This window comes from Faunimonas sp. B44 (assembly GCF_052655945.1).
The window spans coordinates 498,626-521,757 of sequence record NZ_JBQYEX010000001.1; the positions used below are offsets into that span (position 1 = coordinate 498,626).

The 23,132-nt window shown below is 70.1% G+C and carries 23 protein-coding genes; 13 read left to right on the forward strand and 10 right to left on the reverse strand.

Features of this window, described 5'->3' with window-relative positions:
* The first annotated feature begins 273 nt into the window (after positions 1-273).
* From ACUN0C_RS02375 to ACUN0C_RS02410, 8 genes are all read left to right on the forward strand, one after another.
* On the forward strand, positions 274-756 hold the full coding sequence (locus tag ACUN0C_RS02375) for a (2Fe-2S)-binding protein (RefSeq protein WP_445464704.1): 483 nt from the start codon (positions 274-276) through the stop codon (positions 754-756).
* Positions 753-2,876, forward strand: a complete 2,124-nt coding sequence (locus ACUN0C_RS02380) for a molybdopterin cofactor-binding domain-containing protein (protein ID WP_445464705.1) — start codon at positions 753-755, stop codon at positions 2,874-2,876. Before ACUN0C_RS02375 ends, ACUN0C_RS02380 begins: the two co-directional genes overlap by 4 nt.
* A 311-nt stretch (positions 2,877-3,187) precedes the next feature.
* The gene (locus ACUN0C_RS02385) at positions 3,188-4,474 is read left to right on the forward strand and encodes an imelysin family protein (protein WP_445464706.1); all 1,287 of its coding nucleotides are present in this window, start codon (positions 3,188-3,190) and stop codon (positions 4,472-4,474) included.
* Positions 4,475-4,540: 66 nt separating this feature from the next.
* Positions 4,541-5,998 carry a multicopper oxidase family protein gene (locus ACUN0C_RS02390; RefSeq protein ID WP_445464707.1) on the forward strand — a complete coding sequence of 486 codons (1,458 nt, stop codon included), beginning with the start codon at positions 4,541-4,543 and terminating at the stop codon, positions 5,996-5,998.
* Positions 5,995-7,218, forward strand: coding sequence for a di-heme oxidoredictase family protein (locus tag ACUN0C_RS02395; protein ID WP_445464708.1), 1,224 nt, complete (start codon positions 5,995-5,997; stop codon positions 7,216-7,218). Before ACUN0C_RS02390 ends, ACUN0C_RS02395 begins: the two co-directional genes overlap by 4 nt.
* Positions 7,215-8,306 carry an imelysin family protein gene (locus ACUN0C_RS02400; RefSeq protein WP_445464709.1) on the forward strand — a complete coding sequence of 364 codons (1,092 nt, stop codon included), beginning with the start codon at positions 7,215-7,217 and terminating at the stop codon, positions 8,304-8,306. The genes ACUN0C_RS02395 and ACUN0C_RS02400 overlap by 4 nt, the downstream gene beginning before the upstream one ends.
* Positions 8,296-9,408, forward strand: a complete 1,113-nt coding sequence (locus tag ACUN0C_RS02405) for a DUF1513 domain-containing protein (RefSeq protein WP_445464710.1) — start codon at positions 8,296-8,298, stop codon at positions 9,406-9,408. Before ACUN0C_RS02400 ends, ACUN0C_RS02405 begins: the two co-directional genes overlap by 11 nt.
* A 71-nt stretch (positions 9,409-9,479) precedes the next feature.
* Positions 9,480-10,169: a hypothetical protein gene (locus ACUN0C_RS02410; RefSeq protein WP_445464711.1), complete on the forward strand. Its 690-nt coding sequence runs from the start codon at positions 9,480-9,482 to the stop codon at positions 10,167-10,169.
* A 15-nt stretch (positions 10,170-10,184) separates the two neighbouring features.
* Here ACUN0C_RS02410 and ACUN0C_RS02415 read toward each other — a convergent pair whose 3' ends face one another.
* Positions 10,185-11,411, reverse strand: coding sequence for an LVIVD repeat-containing protein (locus tag ACUN0C_RS02415; protein ID WP_445464712.1), 1,227 nt, complete (start codon positions 11,409-11,411; stop codon positions 10,185-10,187).
* 334 nt (positions 11,412-11,745) lie between these two features.
* Between ACUN0C_RS02415 and ACUN0C_RS02420 the strand changes: the two genes are divergently transcribed.
* Genes ACUN0C_RS02420 through ACUN0C_RS02430 form a run of 3 tightly spaced genes read left to right on the forward strand, consistent with a single transcriptional unit; the run spans position 11,746 to position 14,518 of the window.
* Positions 11,746-12,816 carry a CobW family GTP-binding protein gene (locus ACUN0C_RS02420; RefSeq protein WP_445464713.1) on the forward strand — a complete coding sequence of 357 codons (1,071 nt, stop codon included), beginning with the start codon at positions 11,746-11,748 and terminating at the stop codon, positions 12,814-12,816.
* A 38-nt stretch (positions 12,817-12,854) separates the two neighbouring features.
* Positions 12,855-13,607: a crotonase/enoyl-CoA hydratase family protein gene (locus tag ACUN0C_RS02425; protein WP_445464714.1), complete on the forward strand. Its 753-nt coding sequence runs from the start codon at positions 12,855-12,857 to the stop codon at positions 13,605-13,607.
* Positions 13,604-14,518: an SDR family oxidoreductase gene (locus ACUN0C_RS02430; RefSeq protein WP_445464715.1), complete on the forward strand. Its 915-nt coding sequence runs from the start codon at positions 13,604-13,606 to the stop codon at positions 14,516-14,518. Before ACUN0C_RS02425 ends, ACUN0C_RS02430 begins: the two co-directional genes overlap by 4 nt.
* 15 nt (positions 14,519-14,533) lie before the next feature.
* Here the strand turns inward: ACUN0C_RS02430 and ACUN0C_RS02435 are convergent, their stop codons facing one another.
* Complete coding sequence (locus ACUN0C_RS02435) at positions 14,534-15,565, reverse strand: DnaJ C-terminal domain-containing protein (protein ID WP_445464716.1); 1,032 nt, start codon at positions 15,563-15,565, stop codon at positions 14,534-14,536.
* A gap of 67 nt (positions 15,566-15,632) precedes the next feature.
* Positions 15,633-16,109, reverse strand: a complete 477-nt coding sequence (locus tag ACUN0C_RS02440; RefSeq protein WP_445464717.1) for an RT0821/Lpp0805 family surface protein — start codon at positions 16,107-16,109, stop codon at positions 15,633-15,635.
* Positions 16,110-16,123: 14 nt separating this feature from the next.
* Here ACUN0C_RS02440 and pdxH point away from each other — a divergent pair, with 14 nt between their 5' ends.
* Positions 16,124-16,759 (forward strand): pyridoxamine 5'-phosphate oxidase, encoded by a 636-nt coding sequence (gene pdxH / locus ACUN0C_RS02445; RefSeq protein WP_445464718.1) that lies wholly within the window; start codon positions 16,124-16,126, stop codon positions 16,757-16,759.
* A 6-nt stretch (positions 16,760-16,765) separates the two neighbouring features.
* Here the strand turns inward: pdxH and ACUN0C_RS02450 are convergent, their stop codons facing one another.
* The 4 genes from ACUN0C_RS02450 to ACUN0C_RS02465 all read right to left on the reverse strand — a co-directional run bounded on the left by ACUN0C_RS02450 (position 16,766) and on the right by ACUN0C_RS02465 (position 19,963).
* Positions 16,766-18,139, reverse strand: a complete 1,374-nt coding sequence (locus ACUN0C_RS02450; RefSeq protein WP_445464719.1) for a TadE/TadG family type IV pilus assembly protein — start codon at positions 18,137-18,139, stop codon at positions 16,766-16,768.
* A 2-nt stretch (positions 18,140-18,141) separates the two neighbouring features.
* Positions 18,142-18,714 carry a TadE/TadG family type IV pilus assembly protein gene (locus ACUN0C_RS02455; protein WP_445464720.1) on the reverse strand — a complete coding sequence of 191 codons (573 nt, stop codon included), beginning with the start codon at positions 18,712-18,714 and terminating at the stop codon, positions 18,142-18,144.
* Positions 18,714-19,286, reverse strand: a complete 573-nt coding sequence (locus ACUN0C_RS02460; RefSeq protein WP_445464721.1) for a TadE/TadG family type IV pilus assembly protein — start codon at positions 19,284-19,286, stop codon at positions 18,714-18,716. Before ACUN0C_RS02460 ends, ACUN0C_RS02455 begins: the two co-directional genes overlap by 1 nt.
* Positions 19,287-19,540: 254 nt before the next feature.
* Complete coding sequence (locus ACUN0C_RS02465) at positions 19,541-19,963, reverse strand: hypothetical protein (protein ID WP_445464722.1); 423 nt, start codon at positions 19,961-19,963, stop codon at positions 19,541-19,543.
* A 128-nt stretch (positions 19,964-20,091) separates the two neighbouring features.
* On the opposite strand from ACUN0C_RS02465, the gene ACUN0C_RS02470 reads away from it, so the two are divergent.
* Positions 20,092-20,589, forward strand: a complete 498-nt coding sequence (locus ACUN0C_RS02470) for a GFA family protein (RefSeq protein WP_445464723.1) — start codon at positions 20,092-20,094, stop codon at positions 20,587-20,589.
* Positions 20,590-20,596: 7 nt separating this feature from the next.
* On the opposite strand, the gene ACUN0C_RS02475 is transcribed toward ACUN0C_RS02470, so the two are convergent.
* From ACUN0C_RS02475 to ACUN0C_RS02485, 3 genes are all read right to left on the reverse strand, one after another.
* Positions 20,597-21,307, reverse strand: a complete 711-nt coding sequence (locus ACUN0C_RS02475; RefSeq protein ID WP_445464724.1) for a cell wall hydrolase — start codon at positions 21,305-21,307, stop codon at positions 20,597-20,599.
* Positions 21,308-21,416: 109 nt separating this feature from the next.
* Complete coding sequence (locus tag ACUN0C_RS02480; protein WP_445464725.1) at positions 21,417-21,644, reverse strand: hypothetical protein; 228 nt, start codon at positions 21,642-21,644, stop codon at positions 21,417-21,419.
* A gap of 14 nt (positions 21,645-21,658) precedes the next feature.
* Positions 21,659-23,035 carry a class I SAM-dependent methyltransferase gene (locus ACUN0C_RS02485; protein ID WP_445464726.1) on the reverse strand — a complete coding sequence of 459 codons (1,377 nt, stop codon included), beginning with the start codon at positions 23,033-23,035 and terminating at the stop codon, positions 21,659-21,661.
* Positions 23,036-23,132: the final 97 nt, after the last annotated feature.

Genomic DNA, 23,132 nt, shown 5'->3' on the forward strand with positions numbered 1-23,132 from the left:
TAGACCGATTTCATGACGATGAAGATGGCTGCGACCGCGACGGCCAGCGCGATCCACATATTGTTGGGCACCTGATCGATGAAGCGAAGCAGCTCGTTCATTGCTGCCCTCTTCTGCGCGCGACCACACAGAGTACCGCGAGCCGGCGTTCCGCTCAACGCAGGTTCGGGCGCAGCGCCTCTCTCGCGCGGCTTCCGGCTTGCGCTGCGGAATCCGGTTGCAGGACACGGCTGCATGCAGCAATTTCCGCCCGCGGACGGATGGGGGACAGGCATGGCCGAGGCCTATGAGCTGACGGTGAACGGCGAAGCGGTGCGGGTCGAAACCTATGGTTCCAAGCCGCTGCTGGACGTGCTCAGGAACGAGCTCGGGCTGCGCGGCAGCCGGTTCGGCTGCGGGCTCGAGCAATGCGGCGCCTGCATGGTCCTGATCGATGGCGAGCCCGCCTACTCCTGCGCGCGGCCTGTCGAGACGGTCGTCGGCCACACGGTCGAGACCATCGAGAGCTTTTCGAAGGGCGGAGAGCTTCATCCCCTCCAGCAGGCCATGATCGAGGAGCAGGCCGGCCAGTGCGGCTATTGCCTTTCCGGCATCATGATCTCGGCCGCTGCTCTGCTCGCTGCCAACAAGGCGCCGTCCCGTCAGGAAGTCGCGGAGGCGCTCGACAGGCATCTCTGCCGCTGCGGCTCCCACAACCGCATCATCCGCGCCGTTCAGAAGGCGGGCCGCATGATGACGGAGGGGGTGCCGGCGTGATCCCCAACACGCTGCCGAAGGGGCTGAGCGACAACCCGCTGCTGGCGCAGTGGATCGGGTTCGAGGCGGGCGGCGTCGTCCGGGTCGCCACCGGAAAGGTCGAGTTCGGCCAGGGCATCCTCACCGCGCTCGCTCAGATCGCCGCCGAAGAGCTCGACGTCGCGCCCGATAGCATACGCCTGGTTGCGGGGGAGACCGACGGCAGCCCCCAGGAGGGGACCACGGCCGGCAGCACCTCGGTGAGCGGCGGCGGTGCGGCCCTCAGGCTCGCCTGCGCCGAGGTGCGCGCCCTGTTCCTCGATGCAGCCGCCGATGCGCTCGGCGCCCGGCGGGAAGAGCTTGCGGTGGAGGACGGCCGCATTCTCAGGAACGGGGCCGAGACGGGGCACGACTATTGGTCGCTCGCCGCCTCCGTCGATCTCCGGCGGGAGGCGACCGGCGGCGCGCCGACGAAACGGCCTGCCGAGTTCAGGGTCGTGGGTACCAGCCTGCCCCGCCGCGACCTTGCCGAGAAGGTGGTGGGCGCCGCCTTCATCCATGACATTGCCCCGGACGGGCTGGTGCATGCCCGCATCCTGCGGCGGCCGCGCCGGGGCGCACGGCTCGTCGGGCTCGACGAGGAGGTGATCCGGCGCCGGGCCGGTGCGCCGGTCGGTATCCTGCGCGAGGGCGATCTCGTCGCCTTCACGAGCGAGGACGAGACGGCGGTCCGTCGTGCGCTCGAGGCGGCCTGGGACCATGCGATCTGGGACGGCGGAACCGAGATCCCGGACGACGCCGGCGCGCCGGACTTCCTGCGCGCGCTCCCGTCCCGCGACAGGGTCGTGGAGGAAGGGGCGGCTCCGGCCGCTACGGACGGAGACGTCCTGGAGGCCTCCTACTCGCGGCCCTATATTGCGCATGCGTCGATCGGCCCGTCGACGGCGCTGGCCGAATACCGGGACGGCACGCTCAGGGTCTGGAGCCACTCGCAGAACGTGTTCGGGCTTCGGACCTGGCTCGCGCGCGCGCTCGGGCTGCGCGCCGACCAGGTAATCGTGCACCATCGCCAGGGTGCAGGCTGCTACGGCCACAACCCGGCCGACGACGTCGCCTTCGATGCTGCCTTCGTCGCGACCCGAATGCCGGGGCGGCCTGTGCGCGCGCAATGGCCCCGGCAGGACGAACTCGGCGCGGAGGCCTACGGCACGGCGGGGTCGGTCAGCATCCGGGCAATGCGCGAGGGCAACCGTCCGCCGGCGGACTGGACCTTCGAGGTCTGGAGCCCCGTCCACTCCCAGCGTCCGGGTTCCAACGGCGTGTCCAACTTCCTCGGCGCGGAGGCGCTGCCGAACCCGGAGCCGCCGCCCAACCAGCTGAACGATACGCCCGACGCGATGGGGGGCGGGGCGAGCCGGAACTGGCTCGCGCTCTACGACCTGCCGCACCAGACGTTGGTGCATCACCTGCTCGACCCGAACCCGGTCCGCACCTCGTCGCTGCGCGGCCTCGGCGCGTTCCTGAACGTCTTCGCCATCGAGTCCTTCGTGGACGAGCTCGCGGCGGAGGCCGGTGCGGATCCGGTCGCCTATCGTCTCGGCATGATGTCGGATCGGCGCGCGCGCCGCGTCATCGAGACGGCGGCCGCGATGGCCAAGTGGGACCCCGGCGCCCCCGGCGGCGAGGGCACGGGCCGCGGCATCGCCTTCTCCCGCTACAAGAACACAGCCGGCTACATGGCGGTTGTGGCGGAGGTGGAGGTGGGGGAGGCGGTCCGGTTCCGCCGCGCCTGGGCCGCCGTCGATGCCGGCCTCGTGGTGAACGTCGACGGCGCATCGAACCAGGTCGAGGGCGGCATCGTGCAGGCCGCGAGCTGGGCGCTGAAGGAAGAGGTCCGCTTCGCGAACGGCATGCCGGCGACGCGCGAGTGGGACGACTATCCCATCCTGCGCTTCTCGGAGGTGCCGGAGATCGACATCCGCTTCGTCGGCGAGGCGCACGAGCCGCCGCTCGGGCTCGGCGAGGTCGCCGCCGGGCCGACCGCCGCCGCGCTCGCCAATGCCGTCGCCCATGCCCTCGGCGCGCGCATCCGCGACCTGCCCATGACGCGCGAGAGGATCATGGCGGCGCTCCTCGCCTAGAATCATTCCAGATTATCAAAGTTGACAATAGAGTGCCGGCGCGCATTATCGCGCCGCCTCGTCCAGCGACCAGGCAGCCTTTGATGTCGGGGCCTTGAACCCCTTCGATTGGATGGCGTCATGTCGAGCTTCATCGCGGCGGCGCCCGTGCCGCCGAACGGGCCGTTGCACCGGAACGTCGGCCGCGCCTGCACGGCGCGTCCGGGCAGACCGATGCGGGAAGCCGCGCCGCGCGCCGTTCCGGACGAAGCGCTCCGGCCGCCGCCGCATCCACTCCGCATCCACCGAAGCCCGTGGCCAAGAGGACTCTCATGATCAATCCAGCACGCCTGCTGCCCTATGCGACGGCATTGGGCCTGAGCCTTGCCGGCGTCGTCTCGCTCGCGCGCGCCGACGCGCCCGATCCGGCGGCCGTCGTCCAGACCTACGGCGAGATCGCGCTCGCCATGTACGAGGATGCGCTGTCCGGCGCAAAGGCCTTGCAGGGCGCGGTCGACAGGCTGCTCGACGAGCCCACCGAGGACAATCTGCTGGCCGCCCGCCGGGCCTGGATCGATGCCCGCCCGGCCTACCAGCAGACCGAGGGCTACCGCTTCGGGAACGCCGTCGTCGACGACTGGGAGGGGCGCGTGAACGCCTGGCCGCTCGACGAGGGCCTGATCGACTACGTCGACCAGGGCTTCTACGGCGAGGAATCGGACGAGAACCCGCTCTTTACCGCCAACGTCATCGCCAGCCCCTCGCTGCGCATCGGCCCCGACGTGATCGACGCCTCCGCGATCACCAAGGAACTGATCGCGGAGACGCTCCACGAGGCGCAGGGCGTGGAGGCGAACGTCGCGACCGGCTATCACGCCGTCGAGTTCCTGCTCTGGGGCCAGGACACGAACGGGACGGAGGCCGGCGCGGGCGCCCGGCCCGCGACCGACTACGACATCGCGAACTGCACCGGCGGAAATTGCGACCGCCGCCGCGACTACCTGAAGGCCGCCACGGACCTGCTCGTCGACGACCTCGATGAGATGGTCGGGAACTGGCAGGACGGCGGGGCGGCGCGCCAGGACCTGGCCGACAAGGGGGAGGACGGCGCGCTCGCCACCATCCTGACGGGGCTCGGGTCGCTTTCCTACGGCGAACTCGCCGGCGAGCGCATGAAGCTCGGGGTGCTGCTGCACGATCCGGAGGAGGAGCACGACTGCTTCTCCGACAACACGCACAACAGCCATTACTACAACCAGGTCGGCATGATGGCGATCTGGAACGGTTCCTACAGGCGGATCGACGGCTCCGCGGTGGAAGGACCGGGCATCGCCCAGCTCGTCGCGGTCAGGTCCGAGGACGCCGCCAAGCGGGTGAACGAGGCGATGGACGAGACGCTCGCCCGGATGGAGGTCATGAAGACCACCGCCGACAGCGGCGAGATGGCCTACGACCAGATGCTGGCCGCCGGCAACGAGAGGGGCAACAAGATCGTGCTCGACATCGTCGACGCGCTCGTCGCGCAGACCCGGGCGATCGAGGGCGCCGTCGCCGCGCTCAGTCTCTCCATCGAGGTGGAGGGCTCGGACAGCCTGGACAATCCGTCCGCCGTCCAGTGATCCTGACGTGAGCCGGCGCGCGGGTCGCCCGCACGCCGCGATGGCCGGGGATCCCGACGTGACGACATGCTGACGCGCAGGTCCTTCCTCGCTTCGGCCGGCGCACTGGCCGGCTCGGCCGCTCTGGCGGCCGGCCCGCCTGCGCCGGCGCTCCTGCGCGCGACCGGTGCTCCGCACCCTGCAGCCGGCGCGGGCGTGAAGGCGGTCCGGCTGGTCGCGGCCGAGCGTCCGACGGCGCTGCCATGCTTCGGCGGGCGCACGCTGCCGCTCTGGACGTTCTCGGACGCCGGCTTTCCGCCGGTCGTCCGGCTGAAGCACGGGGAACGGCTCGAGGTGCGCGTCGAGAATGCCCTCGCCCGTCGGAACGAGCACATCAGCGTCCACTGGCACGGCATCAGGCTACCCAATGACCAGGATGGCGTGCCCTATGTGACCCAGGAGCCGGTCCGGCCGGGTGAATCCTTCGACTATGCCTTCGTGCCGCCGGACACCGGCACGTTCTTCTTCCACACGCATTGCAATACGGCCGAGCAGCTCGGCCGTGGCCTCGCCGGGGTGCTCATCGTGGAGGGCGACGAGACGGAAGCCTACGATGCCGAGCGCCTGCTGGTCGTCAGGGACTGGGCGATCCAGGCCGACGGCACGCTCGGGCCGTTCTTCACCCAGGAAGGTGCGGCCCGGCGCGGCACGTTCGGCAATGTCAGGAGCGTGAACGGAGAGGCGCAGCCGACGCTGCCGGTGCCCGCCGGCGCGGACGTCCGGCTCCGCGTGCTGAACGTGGATGCCGCGCGCATGGTGCAGTTCGGCATCGAAGGCGCCGACTGGGCGATCGTCGCCATCGACGGGATCGCCGTCCCGCCCTTTTCCACCAAGGCATGGTGGGCGAGCCCGGCGACCCGGCTCGACATCGTCATGCGGTCGCCCGGGCCGGGCGGGACGGCCGTGCTCTACGACTATTACGCGCCCGACCCGGTGCCGCTCGCGACGTTCCTGTCGGAAGGTCCGGCCATGCGCGGGGGCCCGTTCGACCCTGCGCCGCTTCGCGCCGCCGGGATACCCGAACCCAATCTCGGCCGGGCCGAGCGACTGCGTTTCGATTTCTCGAACGCGGTCGGAGTCCCGTCTGCGGTTCCGGCCGAGGCGCCGGATGCGGGCCAGTTCATCGGCGACATCTGCCTCACGCCGCAGACGTTCTGGGCGATCAACAAGCAGGCCTGGCCCGGGCAGGACCACAGCGCCGTGCCGCCGCCGCTCGCGACGCTCGACCGGGGACGAAGCTACGTGTTCACGCTGGTGAACACGACGCCGCACATCCATCCGATCCACATTCACGGCCACACGTTCAAGGTGCTCGGCTCCAACAAGCGCGATCTCCCCGTCCACCACGCCGACACGGTCCTGCTCCTGCCCAAGGAGCGGGTGGAGGTGGCGTTCGTTGCCGACAATCCGGGCGACTGGATGTTCCACTGCCACATCATCGAGCACCAGGAGACCGGCATGATGGGCATCCTTCGGGTCGCATGATCGCCAGCCGGCGCAAGAGCCTGCTGCTGTGGGTCCCGGCCATCGCCGCGCTGGCAGCGCTCGCGCCCGCCGCACTCGCCGATGCCGGCCTCGATCGCGTCCTCGGCCGCGCCCTGTTCGAGCGCATCTGGGTACCGGCGCCGGCCTCCACGGACGCGGCCGACGGTCTCGGGCCCCTCTTCAATGCGCGCGCCTGCACCGGCTGCCATTCCGGTGGCGGCGGCGCCCGGTTCGGCAGCCGCCCGGACGGCAGCGTCGAAGCGCGCGGCCTGGTGCTCCGGTTCGGCACGGACGATGGCGGCGCCGATCCCGTCTACGGCCGGCAGCTCCAGGACCAGGCCGTTCCGGGCCTCGCCGCGGAAGGGCGGCTGAGGCTCGCGCCCGAATCAGGCGGCGGGCTGACCGTGGTTCCGGAGCTCCACAGGGGGCCGATGGGGGAGAGGACCAGATCATCCGTCCGGGCCGCCCCGAGCCTTCGCGGCATCGGGGATCGCGAGCGGGTGGCCGAGGCCGCGATCCTTGCGCTCGCCGACCCGGAGGACCGCGACGGGGGCGGGATCTCTGGTCGGGCGAGGATCGTCGACACACCGGACGGGCCGCGCGTCGGGCGCTTCGGCTGGAAGGGGGAGGGCGCCACCCTCTCCGGCCAGGTCGCCAACGCATTCGCGCTCGACCTCGGCCTGTCGAGCCCGGCCGCCCCGCATCCGCACGGCGACTGCACGCTGGCCGAGCCCGATTGCCTTGCCGCTGCCACTGGCGAGAGCGCGCTGTTCGACGGCCACGAGATCTCGGAGGAGATCGTGGACCTCGTCGCCGAGTTCCTCCGCGGCCTCGATCTTCCTCCCGGCCGCGGCGGGGATGCCGGCGGCGCGGAACTCTTCGCCCGCGCCGGCTGCGCCGCCTGCCACGTGCCCGAGCTTCCCGACGCCAGCGGGAGGCGCGTACGCATTTTCACCGACTTTCTCCTGCACGACATGGGCGACCGTCTCGACGACGGCATGGCGGAGGGAGGGGCGGCTTCATCGGAATGGCGGACGCCGTCGCTCGCCGGCCTCGCCGTGAAGGATGGAAGCAGGCGCTATCTCCACGACGCCAGCGCGGCTAGTGTCGAAGCGGCGATCCTGGCGCATGCCGGCGAGGGCGCGCGCGCGCGGGATCTGTTCCTGTCGATGCAGGCGGCCGACCGGGCCGCGCTTCTCGCCTACCTGGAGAGCCTATGACTGCCGTTCTGGCGCCCGTCCTCGGGCTTCTCTCGCTGCTGGCGATCCTTGCGAGCCCGACGCTTGCCGCGGAGGCGGACGAGGCGGCCCATGCGGCGATCGTCGAGAAGGCGGTGACCCGGGTGATCGTGCCCGCCTTCCAGCGCGTGGCGGAGACCGCGGCGAACACGGCGGCGCGCCTCGAGGCGACCTGCAAGGAACCGGACGAAGACGGGATCGAGCAGAGCCGGGCGCGGTTCCGGGACCTGGTCCGGGCCTGGGCGCGCGTCGATTTCCTGCGCTTCGGCCCGCTCTCCGACCAGGGGCGGTACGAGCGGTTCGCCTTCTGGCCGGACCCCCGCGGTGTGGCGCGCCGGCAGATCCGCCAGATGCTCACCAGGGAAGACCCGGTTCTCCTCCAGCAGGGTGCGCTGAAGAGCCAGAGCGCGGCGGTGCAGGGCCTGCCGGCGCTCGAGATCCTCCTGTTCGAAGGCGACGTTCCGCTCACCGACCCCGCTGCAGAGTATCGTTGCCAGCTCGCGGCGGCCGTCGGCAAGAACCTTGCGTCGCTCGCGGCCGAGGCCCGCGACGGCTGGCTAGGCCAGAACGGCTGGAGCCGCCTGATGGCCCGCCCGGGGCCTGAGAACCCCGTCTACCGGAGCCGCGCAGAGACGCTGACCGAGCTCCTGAAGGCAATCCTCACGGGGTTCGAGCAAATGGCCGACCAGCGCATCCGTCCCGCGCTCGGCGAGGACGCCGCCAGCGCACGGCCGCAGCTCGCGCCGTACCACCGCTCCGGTGCGACCGCCGAGTACCTCGTCGCGAGCGCCCTGGGCCTCCAGGAATTCGTCGCGAAATCCGACATCATGACGCTGCTCCCGGCCGACAAGGGCTGGATTGCGAACTCGGTCTCCTTCGAGATCGAGAACCTGATCGCGGCCCTTCGCGGCCTCTCCGGGCCGGCGGAGGGGGTGTTCACCGATCCCGAGCAGCGCGGAAAGGCGAGCTATGCGCTCGTCGTCCTCTCCAGCCTCAAGAGCCTCTTCCATGACCAGTTTTCGCCGGCGGTCGGGCTTTCCCCCGGGTTCAACGCGCTGGATGGCGATTGACCGGCGCACGCTTCTGACCGGCGCAGGCGCGGCCTTCGCGCTCGGGCTCGCGCCGCGCGCAGCCGCCGCGCTGGCCGAAAGCGACCTCGTCTTCCTGGCGCCCTGCCGGACCGCCGAAGGCGGCTACGGCATCGTCGTCTTCACGGAGCGGGGCGAGCGGCTGCGCGCGATCCCGCTTCCCGCGCGCGGCCACGACGTCGTGCTCGACGCAAACGGCGGGCGCGGCGTGGCGTTCGCGCGCCGGCCCGGCACCTTCGCGGTGGCGTTCCGCCTTCGGGGCGAGGCGCCGCCGGAAACCTTCACGTGCCCGCCGGACCGGCACTTCTACGGCCACGGCGCGTTCGCCCCCGACGGCCGGCTCCTCTATGCGACCGAGAGCGATTACGGCGGCGGGGCCCGCGGGGTGATCGGCGTCTACGACTGCGCCGCCGGTTTTGCGCGCATCGGCGAGCTCGACACGCACGGGATCGGACCTCACGAGATGATCCTGATGCCCGACGGGCGGACGCTCGCGATCGCCAATGGCGGCATCGCAACGCATCCGGACTCCGGGCGGGCGAAGCTCAACCTGGACACGATGCGCTCGTCCTTGAGCTTCGTCGACCGGTTGACGGGGGACCTCGTCGCCCGCCACGAGACGCCCGGCGCGCTCGCCCGCCTCTCCATGCGCCACATGACCGTGGATGGAGGCGGCCATGTCTGGTTCGGCGGGCAATGGGAGGGCAGCCCCGTCGACGTGCCGCAGGTGATCGGGCGCGCCTCGGCGGACGGCCCGATCGAGCTCCTCGACGCCGATCCCGGCCTGCCGGTGGCGCTGGAAGGCTATATTGGGTCGATGGCCACGAGCCGGGACGGGTCGACGATCGCGGCCTCCTCGCCGAAGGGCGGGCGCATCCTCTTCATCGACGCGGGCTCGAAGCGCGTGGTCGCGCAGGAGCGGCTCTTCGACGGCTGCGGCGTGACCGGGGCGGGCCCGCATGCCTTCCTGGCGACGTCGGGCGCCGGAACGGTGCTGACGCTGGGCGATGCGGAGGGGCCCGGCGCCCCGGCGACGCTGCCGGTCGCCTTCGACAACCATGTCAAGGCTGCACCGGCGGCCTGACCGGAATTGCCCCGGCCGGCCGGCCGCTCTATTCGTCCGCGCAAGGTTGCGAAGACGCGGGAGGAAGGCGGATGACGGAGGAGATCGCTGTCCTGACGGGGCGGCGCCAGCGGGGGCTGCCCGCGGCCGATGAGGTGGCGGCTGCGGCACGGCGGGGCGAGGGGCTTCTGCTCGTGCCCGCCGAGACGCCGGCCATCCGGCTGAACGGCGACGACGGCCGCCGCTACGGGCCGGAGCGGCTCGCCGAACTCGCCGACAATGCGGCGCGGCTCGAGGCGCTGAAGGAGGAGACGCTGCAGGCGATCGACGCCTTCTCGCGGGCGCAGAGGAGCTTCGTCGATCTCTATTTCCGGTTCGTCGCGGAGCGGGTCTCGGCGCAGGCGGCGGCGCTCGAGCAGAGGCTCGCCTGGGCGGGCGGGCTGTTCCGGGCCGACGACGTCCTGTTCTCGGCGCTGAAGCCGCTCGCCGGCGTGATCGCCGCCGCGCCGGGGAGAAGCGGCGAGGCGGTGGTGGCGGCCGGCGATTTCGCCTTCTGGACGGGGCGGGCGCTGGTGCTGGTGTCGCTGGCGAGCCTCGGTAGGCGGCCGCCGGATTCCGCGCTGATCGTGCCGGTGACGCTGACGGCCGCCGATTTGTCGCGCGGGCCCGGGATCTTCGCCGATCAGCGCTTCCCGGCCGAGCTCTCCGCCTTCGAGGCCGGCGAGGCGGTGCCGCGGGGCCCGTTCCGGCCCCGGGGCTTGAGCGAGGGCGTGGCGGCCTGAGCCGCCCGCCGATCCTCAGATGTCGAGCTCGAGGATGTGGATGCCGCCGGTCAGGCGCTCGGCGGCGTAGACGATGCCGTTCTCGTCGACATAGACGTCGTTGATCTGCGTCGCCGGTACGCGCGAGCCTTCCGGCGCGTCGGGCACGAAGCAGCCGATCTCCTGCGGCTGGTAGGGGTTCGCCGTGTCGTAGATGCGCACGCCGCCGTTGAAATAGGTGGTGAAGACGATCGTGTCGGAGCGGAACGAGGGGCCCGGCCGGTTCTCGTGGAGATTGTGCGAGCCGTAGCGGCCGCCGCGGCTGCGGTACTCCTCCACCGGCGGCATCGGCAGCGTCGAGATCGGGACCGGGTTCGTCTCCTCGCGGTTGTCGACGACGAAGGTGAGCTTCGGCCAGTCGCGCGCCTCCGGCTGCACGCTTTCCGAGGACACGATCAGGAGATCGCGGTCGATGAGCGGCATGGAGGTGTGCGTGAAGCCCGGATAGGGCGGGTTCGGGTTCCAGTGCGCGACCACCTTCGGGCTCGACTTGTCGGAGATGTCGAGCGTGTAGGCGCCGGCGTCGAGATAGCCGATGTAGACGCGGTCCGGACGCTCCGGATAGACGTTGGTGTTGTGGACCCGGTAGGCGTCCTTGCCGCTCGGGTTGTCGAGCGAATCCGCGTTGAGCCGCTTCGGCGCCGGCTCCGCATCGCCCTCGCGCGTGCCCGGCATCCACCAGCGCCCGACCTCCTCCGGCTTCGAGGGATTGCGCACGTCGATGATCTGGTAGAACTGGTCGTCGCGCGGATGGCGGGGCTGCCAGTCCGCCGCGCCGCTGGCGCAGTGGATGTACTCGCCGTCGACGTACCAGACGCAATGGACGCCGCGGGAATGCGGCCCGGTGCGGTCGAAGAAGGCGATCGAGCGCGGCGCCTCGGGGTTGGCGACGTCGAACAGCTCGATGCCGGCGTTCTTTTCGCCGAGGCTGTAGGTCTGGTAGGCGACGGCCATGATGTCGCCGGTGACTTCCAGCGAGTTCGACCGCATGTTGCCGTGCGGCAGGTCGGTCTGGACGATGACGCGCGGCTTGCGCGGATCGGTGACGTCCACGCCGGTGAAGTTCTTCGGCGGACCTTCGTGGGCGAGCCAGAGGATGCGGCGCCCGTCGCTGCACACCTGCATGCTCATGCCCTCGCCGACCGAGCCGAAGCCCAGAAGCGGGTCCTGGGTGATGTACTTCATGCCCCTGATTTCGGCCATCGCGATCCTCCTCGTCTTCCGTGCTGGTTCGGCGTCCTCCGCCCTTCCGGCGGGCATCGCTACAGGAGGGGCGGGGACGGCGCAACAAGCCGGCGTAGGAGTCGCGGGCGGTTCGGACGATTTTCCGGCGGGCGGTGGATTTCCGCACGATTTCCGCCACTTACATTGAAGAGATCATGATTGTATGCAGTAGCATTCCTAATCGCCAGCCCTCGCTTGCCGGTGACGCCGAGACTTGCGGCGCGCCTTCGCGATGGCTACCGGTACAGTGCCGACACCTCACGCAGGGACGCGCCCGCCCGCGACGCGGGCGTCGGTCCGGGAGCCCGATCGAATGGCCGAACGAACAGAACCCGCGCGCCCGAACCGCGTGCCGGTTTCCGTGATCACCGGGTTTCTCGGGAGCGGGAAGACGACGCTCCTGAACCGGCTCGTGCGGCATCCCGGCATGGCCGACACCGCGCTGATCGTGAACGAGTTCGGCGAGATCGGCATCGATCACGAGCTGGTCGATTCCTCGTTCGAGAACACGGTGCTGATGGACAGCGGCTGCATCTGCTGCTCGATCCGCGGCGATCTCGGCGACACGATCGACGACCTCTTCGCCAATGTCGCGAACGGCCGGCTGCCGCCCTTCTCGCGCATCTTGATCGAGACGACGGGCCTCGCCGATCCGGTGCCGATCGTCCATGCGCTGCAGACGAGCGAAACCCTTGGCGAGCGCTGCGCCGTCGGCACGATCGTCAGCACCCTCGACGCGCAGCTCGGGCGCGGACAGATCGGCGAGCACGAGCAGGTCGAGCGGCAGATCGCGATCGCCGACGTCATCGTGCTGACCAAGACGGACGTCGCTCCGGACGGCGCGGCGCGGCAGCTCGAGCGCGCCGTGCAGGAGGTCAATCCCGGCGTGCCGATCCACCGGGCGGTCCACGGCGAGATCGACCCCGACCTGCTCTTCGCCGCGCCGATGGCGGCGGTGGAGCGGCTCGCAGCCCTGGAGACGGAGCATGATGCGCATGGCCATCAGGCGGACGGCCACGATCATCATTCCCATCACCACGGGCATGGTCACGAGCAGGACCATAGGGAGGGCGACGCGTTCCGCCACGGCGCGATCGCATCGCATGCCGTGACCTTCGACCGGCCGATCGCCTACGCGAAGCTCGCCGATTTCCTGGAGACGCTGATCTCCCTGCGCGGCGAGCAGATCCTCCGCATCAAGGGCATCCTCGACCTCGAGGGCCACGACCGCCCGGTGGTCCTGCAGGGGGTCGGCACGAGCTTCAGCCGGCCCTACGAACTCGCCGGCTGGCCCGAGGGGCCGCGGACGTCCCGGCTCGTCTTCATCTACAAGGGGCTCGACGGCGAAGCGATCGAGCGCGCGTTCCGCCGCATGGTGGCGTGAACCGCAACGTTCGCCGCAGGCGAGGATCGGGAGATTGAATGGGCACGGATGCCGACGTCGAGATCCGCTGCGAGGGCGCGGTCCTCGTCCTGCGCATGGCGCGGCCCGACAAGAAGAACGCGCTCACCGTCGCCATGTACGAAGCGATGGCGCACGCGATCGAAGCCGCCACCGGTGACGACGAGATCGCCGCGGCGGTGATCCTCGGTTGCGGCGGCACCTTCACCGCGGGCAATGACATCGCCGATTTCCTCGCCGGCCCGGAGGGCGACCGGCTCGCCGGGGTGGTGCGCTTCCTGAAAGCCGTGGTCCGGCTCGACCGGCCGCTCATCGCCGCCGTGGACGGCCTCGCGGTCGGCATCGGCACGACCATCCTTCTCCATTGCGACTACGTGCTCGCGACGGAGAGGAGCACGTTCCACACGCCGTTCGTGCAGCTCGGCCTCGTTCCGGAGGCGGCGTCGAGCCTGCTGGCGCCGCGGCTGATGGGCCATGCCCGCGCCTTCGAGCTCCTGGTGATGGGCCGCCCCTTCGGTGCGGTGCAGGCGCGCGACGCGGGCTTCGTGAACGGGCTGGCGGCGCCCGACCGGATCGAGGAGGAGGCCCTGGGGGTCGCCCGTGAACTGGCGGCCAGGCCGCGCGCAGCGATGCTCGCGTCCCGCCGCCTCCTGAAGGGCGAGATCACCGAAACGCTCGACCGCATCGACGAGGAGGTGGACCTCTTCCGCGAATTCCTCCAGAGCAGCGAAGCCAGAGCGGCGTTCCAATCCTTCCTGGGAAGACGAAAATGAGCAGCCTCGCCGGCAAGACCCTCTTCGTCACCGGCGCCTCGCGCGGGATCGGGCTCGCCATCGCGAAGCGCGCCGCGGCGGACGGCGCCAACATCGCGATCGCTGCAAAGACCACGGCGCCCCACCCGAAGCTTCCCGGAACGATCCATTCCGCCGCCGAGGAGATCGAGGCGTGCGGCGGGCGGGCGCTGCCGCTTTCCACCGACGTCCGCGACGAGGCGGCGGTCGCCGAAGCGATCCGCCTCACCGACGTCCGGGACGAGGCGGCGGTGGCCGAAGCGATCCGCCTCACGGTCGAGCGGTTCGGAGGCATCGACATCGTCGTCAACAACGCCTCCGCCATCCAGCTGACGCGCACGCCCGATACGGACATGCGGCGCTTCGACCTCATGCACCAGATCAACACGCGCGGCACGTTCCTGGTGACGAAGCTCGCGCTGCCGCATCTCGAGCGCGCCCGGAACCCGCACGTGCTGATGCTGTCGCCGCCGCTCGACATGATCGAGCGCTGGTTCGCCCCCCACGTCGCCTATTCGATCGCGAAGTACGGGATGAGCCTTTGCGTGCTCGGGTTCGCCGGCGAGTTCCGTCCGAAGGGCGTGGCCGTGAACGCGCTCTGGCCGCGCACGACGATCGCCACCGCAGCCGTCAGGAACCTGCTGGGCGGCGAGGCGATGGCCCGGGCGTCGCGGACGCCGGAGATCCTCGCCGATGCCGCGCATGCAATCTTCCTGAAGCCGAGCCGCAGCTTCACCGGCAACTTCCTGATCGACGACACCTTCCTCGCCGGTGAAGGGGTCACCGATTTCGAACGCTACCGGATCGACCCGACCGTACCGCTCCAGCCGGACTTCTTCGTGCCGGATTCGGTCGGACCCGTGCCCCGCGACGCCGTCAGGGACGCGGATTGAGAAGCGGTCGCCCGCTCAGTCGAAGGCGGGCCCGCGCGGGGAGGGCCGCTGCTCCTCGCGCCAGCGCCGCATGAGCGCCTCGAGCTCGGGGTCGGCGGCCTCCGGCAGAGCGACGCGGAGGTTCACGAGCAGGTCGCCGTTGCCCTGCGGCCCCGGCAGGCCCTTGCCCTTGAGCCGGAGCGCCCGGCCGCCGCTCGAGCCCGGCGGCACCGTCACCTGGACCTTGCCGGAGAGCGTCGGCACCGCGATCTTCGCGCCGAGCACCGCCTCGTCGAGGCTCACCGGCACCTCGATCCTGAGGTCGGCGCCCTCCGCCTTGAAGAGCGGGTGCGGCACGAAACGGACAGTGACGAGCGCGTCGCCCGGCTGGCCGCCGCTCGCCGAGGGATTGCCCTGCCCCGCGAGGCGGATCACCTGACCGTCCGTGACCCCCTTCGGGAGGGTGAGCGCGACGGTCTTGCCGGTCGGCAGCGCCACCTTCGGGCGGGCGCCGCGGGCAACATCCTCGAGCGTGACGGCAACGTCCGCGCGTACGTCCGTGCCGCGCTGCGGCGGCTGCCGCGGCCCGCCGCGGGCCGCGCCCGGGCCGGCGGCGCCGAAGATGCTGCGCAGCAGCTCGTCCTCGTCGGCAGCCCCGCTTCCTTCCGGCCGGCGCCCGCCCGGCCCGCTGGTGAACCGGAAGGTCCGCGTGCGGCCCTCCGGCCCGCGGCCGCCGCCGAAACCGAAACCGGAGAAGATGTCCGCGAAGCTGCTCGGGTCGACCTGCTCGAACCCGCCGGCGCGGCCCTGGCCGCCGCCGAAGCCCTCGAACCCCTGGAAGCGCGGCTTGCCGTCCGCATCGATCTCGCCGCGGTCGAACTGGGCCCGCTTCTCCTTGTCGCCGAGGATCTCGTAGGCGGTGTTCACCTCGTTGAACTTCGCCTTGGCGGTCGCGTCCTCGCCGGCGCGGTCGGGATGGTACTGCTTCGCGAGCTTCCGGAAGGCACGCTTGATCTCGCTCTCGCTCGCGGAGCGTTCGACGCCCAGAGCCTGGTATGGGTCGCGCATTGCAGATCATCCGGAAAAAGCTGAACCGTGCAACATATGGAATGTCGCGCGGGCGGTTGCCAGAGCGTCAGCCGCCTTCTTCGACCATCATCGCGATCGCGGCCATCGCGGATCCGCCCTCCTTCCGGCAGATGCGGCCGGAATAGCGGTGTACGCCGACGAGGCTCGTGACGGTGGCGCCGAATGCCTTGCACCCGGGCTCCACTGCGCTTTCAGCGGTGGGCAGCAAGGCCAGCGTCCCGGACGAGCCGGTGCGCCCGTTGATCCATTCGCGCTCGCCCTGGTCCGGCTCGCCCGCAGCGGCGAGGGCCGTCCGCCCGATGATTGCGGCGTCGGACACGTCGAGTGTGCGCGGCAGCGGCCTCGCCACTTCGAGCGGCGCGGAGAGCGAACCCGTGCTGACCGGTCCGCGGTCCGGACCGGCGATCGTGAGGTCGAGGGCGCTGCAGGCGCCGAGCGAGAGCGCCGCCGCGACCACGAGCGCCAGCCGGATCTGGCGGGCCGGGCTCGCGGCGTTGTAGTGATGCCAGACTGAAGAACGCACGGATCCGCCGACCTATGTCCGAAGACGCGCAGCCTGCCCAAGCAGAGTTAACGAACCGTGACTTCTGGGACGCAGAGGAGCCTTTTCTGCTTTTCGGAGAATGGCTTGCCGAGGCGGCGGCGAGCGAGCCGAACGACCCGAACGCGATGGCGCTCGCAACCGTCGACGAGACCGGCCTGCCGGACGTGCGCATGGTGCTCCTGAAGGATTTTGACCATGCCGGCTTCGTCTTCTACACGAATCTCGGCAGCCGGAAGGGGCGCGAGCTCGCCGCCGTCCCGAAGGCGGCGCTCTGCTTCCACTGGAAATCGCTGCGACGGCAGGTGCGCGTCCGGGGCCCGGTGACGCCGGTCGATCCGGCGGAGGCCGACGCCTATTTCGCCTCGAGGCCGCGGGTGAGCCGGATCGGGGCCTGGGCGAGCCGGCAGTCGCAGCCGCTGGAGAGCCGGTTCGCGCTGGAGAAGGCGGTGGCCCAGTTCACCGCGCGCTTCGGGATCGGCACGATCCCGCGTCCGGCCTTCTGGTCGGGATTCCGGATCGCGCCGGTCTCGATCGAGTTCTGGCGCGACGGCGCGTTCAGGCTGCACGACCGCATCGTCTTCAGCCGGACCGAGACCGGCCAATGGTCGAAGCAGCGGCTCTACCCGTGAGGCCGCTCAGCGGCTCACCCTGAGATTCGACAGGGCATCGGCAATCGTGCGGAACGCGGTCTGGAGATCGGCCGTGGTCGGCGAGCGGAAGTAGAAGTCCGGCTGCGTGGCGCACCCGCGCATCATCGACTCGATCGTGGCGCCCGGGTTCGCGAAGGCGATCGTGTAGACGATGATCCCGGCATTCTTCATCGCCGTGCACGTCGCCGCCAGCCGGCGGTCCAGCTCGGCCGCCGCCGCGGAGGTGCTGCTCGTCGTGCCGAGCCGGCCCTCGCCGAGGAAGCCGTAGGCCGAATAGACGTCCGTATAGGCGGTGTTGGCCCCGTCCGTCATGATGACGGCGGCCTTCTCCATCTTCTCCGTGTTGTAGTCGAGCGGCAGGTTGTAGAGGTTCATGTCGCCTCCCCACAACCCGCGCCAGCGCGGCGACAGCATGCGCCATCCCCAGACCGCGCCGACATTCACGTGCGTGCCGCCGACCGCCTGCATGGCCTCGATTGCGGCGACCACGGCCGAGCGCTGGCGGGTCATCCCCGTCATGCGTGCGGGACAATAGAGGTTCGGGCCGCGGCTGCTGGTGCTGAAGGGCGTGCGATAGGAGCCGGAGCGGATCCAGTCGTTGGAGCTCGTATCCGGCGCGTAATAGGCGCGGAAGAGCTGCTCCGAGGGAGGAGCGTCGGTCACGTCGAGGCCGTCGCGCCGTGCCTCGACGCAGCCGTGCCATCCGCCCTGGCTGGAGGGCCCCCAGTCGAGGCTGTCCTTGTGCACGCCGTCGATCCAGGCGGTCCGGGCCGTTCCGATGTTCACCGCCTGCGAGAACGGCACCAGGCCGACATAGAGATCGTCGATCGATGCGGAATCCCCGTAGAGGATGTTGACGAGGTCCTTTGCCGCCGTCTTGAGGTTCGTCATGTACGGCGCCATCGAGCCGGTGTTGTCGAGCACCATCACCAGCTCGAGCCCGTTCACTGCCCGCGTGATCTCGCTTCTGGCGTTCACGGTGACGTCCTGGATGCCCACGATCCTCATGAAGGTCGTCGGCATGACGGCGGTGCCGGCTATCGTGATGAGCGTTCCGTCGGAGCTGACGGTGGGGCGCACATCCGTGACTCTCGCCCCGGTGTAGCCGGCCGCGAAGTTCGCGTTGACGAACTTCGCCACCTCCGTCTGCAGGCTCGTGGAATTGAGGCGGGCGCCCGCGGCCAGCCCCGCCGCGTCGATGGCGTAGTTCAGCTTCGACCAGACCAGCATGGCCCGCCCGGCATCCACGGCAATCCCCATGAGGGCGACGAGGGCGAACATCGCGACCGCGAGGAGCGGCATGAGGCCGCCTTGCTCGCCGGCCGCGAGGCGGCGTGCCGTTCGCAGTAGGCGACGCATCGTCAGCATCCCGGGGCGGAGGTCAGCGCGCCGAGCCGCGGCCGGAACACGGAGGTCTTGTAGACCTGCACCTGGTCCGGGACGATCCCGCTGAAGATCGGGCGATAGGTGTAGAACACCTCCGAGACGATCACGTTGTCGCGCGCGCCGAGCGTCAGTTCGCCGGGCAGCGTCGCCGTGCCGTTGACGCGGCCGACGGCGCTTGTCCGGGCGAGGGCTCCTCCACCGGAGCATTGCCAGCGGATCACGGTCGGACCGGTCGCCTCGGACCGGTGCACGGAGGAGACGATGACGACCCCCTCCGGGCCGAAGGGGAAGGGGTGCATGATCTCCGCCGATGCGGTGAAAGCGTCCTTGATCTCGCTGCCGCTCACCATCTTGTACTGGGTGAGGATGTCGGCGACGGCGAACGCCACGCGCTCGACCTTGTAGTGCACGAGCAGATAGCGCGACATGTCGAAGCCGCCTATGAAGAGCAGGACGACGAGGGGAGCGGCCAGGCCGAACTCGAGCGCGGCGATCGCCGAACTGTCCCCGAGGAAGGCGATGGCCCGTCGGGTGATCGCGCCCGGCATCAGTACGGCTCGTTCTTGACGGCGGCGCGCGCCGTGAGCGTGATCGTGCGGTCTTCGCCGAAGAGCGGCCCGATCAAGGGCGTGACGAAGCGCCAGGGATAGGTGACGGTGTAGACGACGACCGCTCGGGAGCCGCCATATCCGGAAACGCCCCGGTCGAGATCGTACCGGCCGTTGCCGTTCAGGTCCGTGTAGTTCTCGCCGTCGTCCCTGATGCCGTTCGCGTTCGCGTCGACGAAGGGCTCCGGCTCTCCGATCGAGGCGAAGTCCTCGTACGCATAGCTCGAGATCCTCACCTTTTCGGGGTCGATGATGATGTCGGCGAGCCTGTGCAGTTCCCTGCGGATCGTCTCCTCGCGCGTGGTGTCGGCGGCGACGTAGCCCGTGCGGCCGATGCGCGACGAACTCTGCAGTGCCCCCTCCATCAGGAACTGAGCGGTCATCGCGAGCCCGATCTCCGCGATCGCCATCATCAGGAACAGGAGGACCGGGGAGATCAGGGCGAATTCGAGGAGGGTCGCGCCGCTTTCGTCCGCGACCCGCTTCGGCGCACCTCCGTCTGCGATCTTCATCCCGAGCCCTGTGCCTGCAGCCGGGCGATGTACTCTCCGACGTCGGCTGCAGCTCCCGCATACGTCCGGTTGTTCGAAGAAAGGCTTCAGGAGACCGGTAAAGAGCGGAATGCAATTTCCGCGAATTGTCGCGGACCGGCCGCCGCGCGAGCGAGGATCCGCTCAGTCCGGGCGCGGCGGCAGGTCCGGGGCGTCTCCAGGAGCCGCCGCCGTCGGGCCGCAGGCGCGGGTGTCCCGCGGCCGTGCGGGCCGGATCAGGCCGTCGCTTCTGCAATCTCGCGGCGAGGCGCGCGGCTCACGCTGCGGGCGCGGTTCCAGGACCGGGCCACCACCGCGAGGAAGAGCGCCATGGAGGCGAGCGTCAGCAGCGTGCCCGGGATGATGGCGAGCGCCAGCGGCGCATTCTCCGTCACCGCGCCGACGATGCCGGCCGGCAGGAGAATGCCGCCGAGGACGGCGCAGAGAAAATGCGCCTCGGCGACCAGGCTCCGCGCCGCCGGCACATCGCCGCGGTAGAAGAGGCCGAACAGGAAGAAGGTGACCCAGCCGACCAGGTTGATGTGGGCGTGGACTGGGGCGAAAGTGAAGTCGTGTACCGTGCCCATGTAGGTGCCGAGGCTCATGCCGGTGAGCGCGAACAGGATGCCGGCGACGAAGAATCGGTAGGCGAGCGACATGGATGTTCCCTCCTTGGGCCGCATGCGGCCAGTAATGGCGGGGGCGATTAGCGCCGGCTCGTTCCGGGCCGATTTCGTGCAGGCCCGTTATTCGTTTCGGCCGCGTTTCGAAGGCGAGGGGGTGGCGAATGCCGATGATGCTCGAAGGTTCGTGCCGGTGCGGCAGCGTCCGCTTCTCGCTCGCCAGCCACACGCCGGTGCCCTACCAGCGCTGCTATTGCTCGATCTGCCGCAAGCAGGCGGGCGGCGGTGGCTACGCGATCAATCTCGGCGGGCTCGCCGACAGCCTTGCCGTCACGGGCAAGGAGCATCTCGGGCTCTACCGCGCGGAGATCGCGGACGAGGAGCATCCGGTCTGCGAGGCCTCCACCGGCGAACGGCGCTTCTGCCGGGCGTGCGGCTCGGCGCTCTGGCTCTACGACCCGACCTGGCCGGACCTCGTCCACCCGTTCGCGAGCGCGGTCGACACGCCGCTGCCGGTGCCTCCGAGACGCGTGCACCTGATGCTGAAGTACAAGGCGAACTGGGTCGAGCCCGAGATCCGCAACGGCGACGACGCCTACGCGCTCTATCCCGAGCTCTCGCTCGCCGACTGGCACCGGAAGCACGGCCTCTGGGTGGAATGAGCGCGGCTCACCCGCCGCCGAGGGCGATCAGGTCCTCGATGCTGGCCGGGGCGGGCTGCGACGGCACGGCCGCCTGCCGCGGCGGCGCGAGCTGGGCATAGACCGGCGCCGGCTCCTGGCGCTCCCGGGCGCGCGGACGCGCCGGCTCCGAGCGCGGCGGCATCGGCGCCGTCGAGGCGAACACGATCTCGCGCGTCGGGCGGACCTGGCGCATGCCCTGCGCGACCTCGATCTGGGTGGTGTTGCGCTCGCCGGGCTTCGGCGTGCGCTTCTCGTAGAAGGCGTTGCCGCCGGCGATCACCTGGTAGTGCATGTTGTTATAGCGGAAATTGTAGCCGGCGGTGTGGAAGAACATCACCTTCTGCCCGACCTCGCGGTGGCGCTGCCCGCGCAGCACCGCCTTCGCCATGCGCTCCGCGCGCGGGCGGCCGCTGTCGTTCATGGGCTTGGAGAGCACGCCGGGGGCGAACTGGTTCTTCTGGCCGACGACGCCGCAGACCGTGTTCGGGAATTTCGGCGATTTCACCCGGTTCATCACCACGGTGCCGACCGCGAGCATGCCGTCGTCGCTGGAGCGGTTCGATTCGAAGTACATGGCGCGGGCCATGCACTGGTGCTCGCTCATCATCGCGGGCCGCCGGCCGCACGCGCCGAGCCCGACGATAATGCCGAGCAGAACGAGGGCGAGGGCCGGGCGGAGACGTCCAGGTACGCGCATACGAGACCCTGCCTTCCGGGCAAGAGGAGTGCCCCTCCTGCGGGCATTAGCGCGCGCGGTGGTAAAAAAAGGTTTGCGATCCGCTATTTAGCCGGAAAAAGACGGCGCATCACCGGTATGGAAGCGGGTCTTCCGGTTTGATCGGTTCCGCATCCGGCGTGCCGGTACCCTCCAGCGCGCGCTGGAAACGCACGAAATCCTCGTCCTCCAGGACGTCGCGGAGCCGCCGCAGCGCCTCGTCGGCCGTCATCGTGCCGGAGGTGAGGTGATCCCGAAGCACCGCCTGGGCGGCCCGCAATGCGCGGTCGAGGCGGATGATCGCCGTCATCTGGTCCATGATCTCTCCTGCGCTCAAGCGGTCTCGACTGCCCGCACCGGCGGCGCCGCGCCCGGCTCCGCATTCTTTCCCGCGATCTCGTCGCGATAGAGGTCGGCGCGGGAGAAGGGCAGGCCGGAGGGGCCGGGCTGGCGCTTGGAGGCGAGCGTCTGGAACACGAAGGTGGTGTTGCGCTCGAAGGCGAGCGCGAAAAGCGAGAAATAGAGCAGCCAGAGCCGCGTCTTGGCGGCGCCGATCTCCGCCTCTGCGGCGGTGCGGTTGGCCGCAAGCCGCGCCGTCCAGTGCTCGAGCGTCTTCTGGAAGTGCTCGCGCCAGGCCTCGACGTCGTGCACCTCGAAGGCGTGGCGCTCGAGATTGGTGACCGTCATCCCGATGTGATCGAGCTCGCCGCCGGGAAAGATGAAGCGCGTGATCACCTTCTGATAGGCCGTTGGCTTGCGGAAGTGCTTCGGGTTCCAGGTCGGCCGGCGCGTGCTCGCCTGGTGCAGGTAGAGCCCGCGCGGCCTCAGCAGCCGGTGCATCTGCTTGAAATGGGCGTCGTGATTGTCGAGCCCGACATGCTCGAACATCTCGATCTGGGCGATCTTGTCGAAGCCTTCCGGCTCGTCGACGGTGCGGTAGTCCCGGAGTTCGACCTTCACCTGGGCTTCCAGCCCGAGCCGCCGGATCTTCGCCTGGGCATAGTCGTATTGCTGCCGGGACAGCGTCACGCCGAGCGCGGTGACGCCGTAGTTCCGCGCGGCGTGGCAGACGAGCCCGCCCCAGCCGCAGCCGATGTCGAGGAACCGTTCGCCGGGCTGCAGCCTGAGGCGGCGGCAGATCATGTCGAGCTTGGCGATCTGCGCTTCCTCGAGGCTCATGTCGGGCCGCGCGAAATAGGCGGAGGAATAGACCATCTCCGGGTCGAGGAAGAGCGCGTAGAAATCGTTGGAGACGTCGTAGTGGAAGCGGATCAGCTCCTGGTCGTCGCGCCCCTTGCCGAAGCGCGTCGGCACCCTGGCGCGATAGCCTTCCGGGCCCCGTTCCGCGCTGCCGGAGACCAGGAACGGCCAGAGCGACTTCAGGATGAACGTCCTGTCGACTGTGCGCGCGAGATGGAGCGCCTTCAGATGGTCCCAGCGCCGGGCGGCCTCAATCGGCGTGGCGCCCTCGACGTCGATCGCGCCGACGGCGTAGAGCTCGAACACGGTCATCAGCCGCGGCGACAGGACGAGCCGCCGGATGACCGCCGGCGATTTGACGGTCAGAGTGATGTCGCTCCGGGCGCCGGGGCCGAGCGGCACGATCGAGCCGTCCCAGAGCTTGACCGAGAGGTCCGCCCCAAGGCGCTCCGCCGCATGCGCGACGATCGCCCGCGCCGCATCCAGTTGCCGTTGCCTGAGCCCTGCCATTGCGCGTCGTCCCGCCGCCCCGCCACCCGGACCGGGTCGCACGACCCGTTTGTCCCGCGCAAGCCGCTGGCGGTCAACAGGAACGCATCCGCCGCGT

What these genes read in the sequence shown, in the direction of transcription:
- ACUN0C_RS02385 (WP_445464706.1), top strand. Translation starts at nt 3,188, where the DNA reads ATGATCAATCCAGCACGCCTGCTGCCCTATGCGACGGCATTGGGCCTG.
- ACUN0C_RS02470 (WP_445464723.1), top strand. Translation starts at nt 20,092, where the DNA reads ATGCCGATGATGCTCGAAGGTTCGTGCCGGTGCGGCAGCGTCCGCTTC.
- ACUN0C_RS02375 (WP_445464704.1), top strand. Translation starts at nt 274, where the DNA reads ATGGCCGAGGCCTATGAGCTGACGGTGAACGGCGAAGCGGTGCGGGTC.
- ACUN0C_RS02400 (WP_445464709.1), top strand. Translation starts at nt 7,215, where the DNA reads ATGACTGCCGTTCTGGCGCCCGTCCTCGGGCTTCTCTCGCTGCTGGCG.
- ACUN0C_RS02475 (WP_445464724.1), bottom strand. Translation starts at nt 21,307, where the DNA reads ATGCGCGTACCTGGACGTCTCCGCCCGGCCCTCGCCCTCGTTCTGCTC.
- ACUN0C_RS02405 (WP_445464710.1), top strand. Translation starts at nt 8,296, where the DNA reads ATGGCGATTGACCGGCGCACGCTTCTGACCGGCGCAGGCGCGGCCTTC.
- ACUN0C_RS02455 (WP_445464720.1), bottom strand. Translation starts at nt 18,714, where the DNA reads ATGCCGGGCGCGATCACCCGACGGGCCATCGCCTTCCTCGGGGACAGT.
- ACUN0C_RS02460 (WP_445464721.1), bottom strand. Translation starts at nt 19,286, where the DNA reads ATGAAGATCGCAGACGGAGGTGCGCCGAAGCGGGTCGCGGACGAAAGC.
- pdxH (WP_445464718.1), top strand. Translation starts at nt 16,124, where the DNA reads ATGTCCGAAGACGCGCAGCCTGCCCAAGCAGAGTTAACGAACCGTGAC.
- ACUN0C_RS02390 (WP_445464707.1), top strand. Translation starts at nt 4,541, where the DNA reads ATGCTGACGCGCAGGTCCTTCCTCGCTTCGGCCGGCGCACTGGCCGGC.
- ACUN0C_RS02410 (WP_445464711.1), top strand. Translation starts at nt 9,480, where the DNA reads ATGACGGAGGAGATCGCTGTCCTGACGGGGCGGCGCCAGCGGGGGCTG.
- ACUN0C_RS02395 (WP_445464708.1), top strand. Translation starts at nt 5,995, where the DNA reads ATGATCGCCAGCCGGCGCAAGAGCCTGCTGCTGTGGGTCCCGGCCATC.
- ACUN0C_RS02420 (WP_445464713.1), top strand. Translation starts at nt 11,746, where the DNA reads ATGGCCGAACGAACAGAACCCGCGCGCCCGAACCGCGTGCCGGTTTCC.
- ACUN0C_RS02465 (WP_445464722.1), bottom strand. Translation starts at nt 19,963, where the DNA reads ATGTCGCTCGCCTACCGATTCTTCGTCGCCGGCATCCTGTTCGCGCTC.
- ACUN0C_RS02480 (WP_445464725.1), bottom strand. Translation starts at nt 21,644, where the DNA reads ATGGACCAGATGACGGCGATCATCCGCCTCGACCGCGCATTGCGGGCC.
- ACUN0C_RS02430 (WP_445464715.1), top strand. Translation starts at nt 13,604, where the DNA reads ATGAGCAGCCTCGCCGGCAAGACCCTCTTCGTCACCGGCGCCTCGCGC.
- ACUN0C_RS02425 (WP_445464714.1), top strand. Translation starts at nt 12,855, where the DNA reads ATGGGCACGGATGCCGACGTCGAGATCCGCTGCGAGGGCGCGGTCCTC.
- ACUN0C_RS02415 (WP_445464712.1), bottom strand. Translation starts at nt 11,411, where the DNA reads ATGGCCGAAATCAGGGGCATGAAGTACATCACCCAGGACCCGCTTCTG.
- ACUN0C_RS02450 (WP_445464719.1), bottom strand. Translation starts at nt 18,139, where the DNA reads ATGCGTCGCCTACTGCGAACGGCACGCCGCCTCGCGGCCGGCGAGCAA.
- ACUN0C_RS02485 (WP_445464726.1), bottom strand. Translation starts at nt 23,035, where the DNA reads ATGGCAGGGCTCAGGCAACGGCAACTGGATGCGGCGCGGGCGATCGTC.
- ACUN0C_RS02435 (WP_445464716.1), bottom strand. Translation starts at nt 15,565, where the DNA reads ATGCGCGACCCATACCAGGCTCTGGGCGTCGAACGCTCCGCGAGCGAG.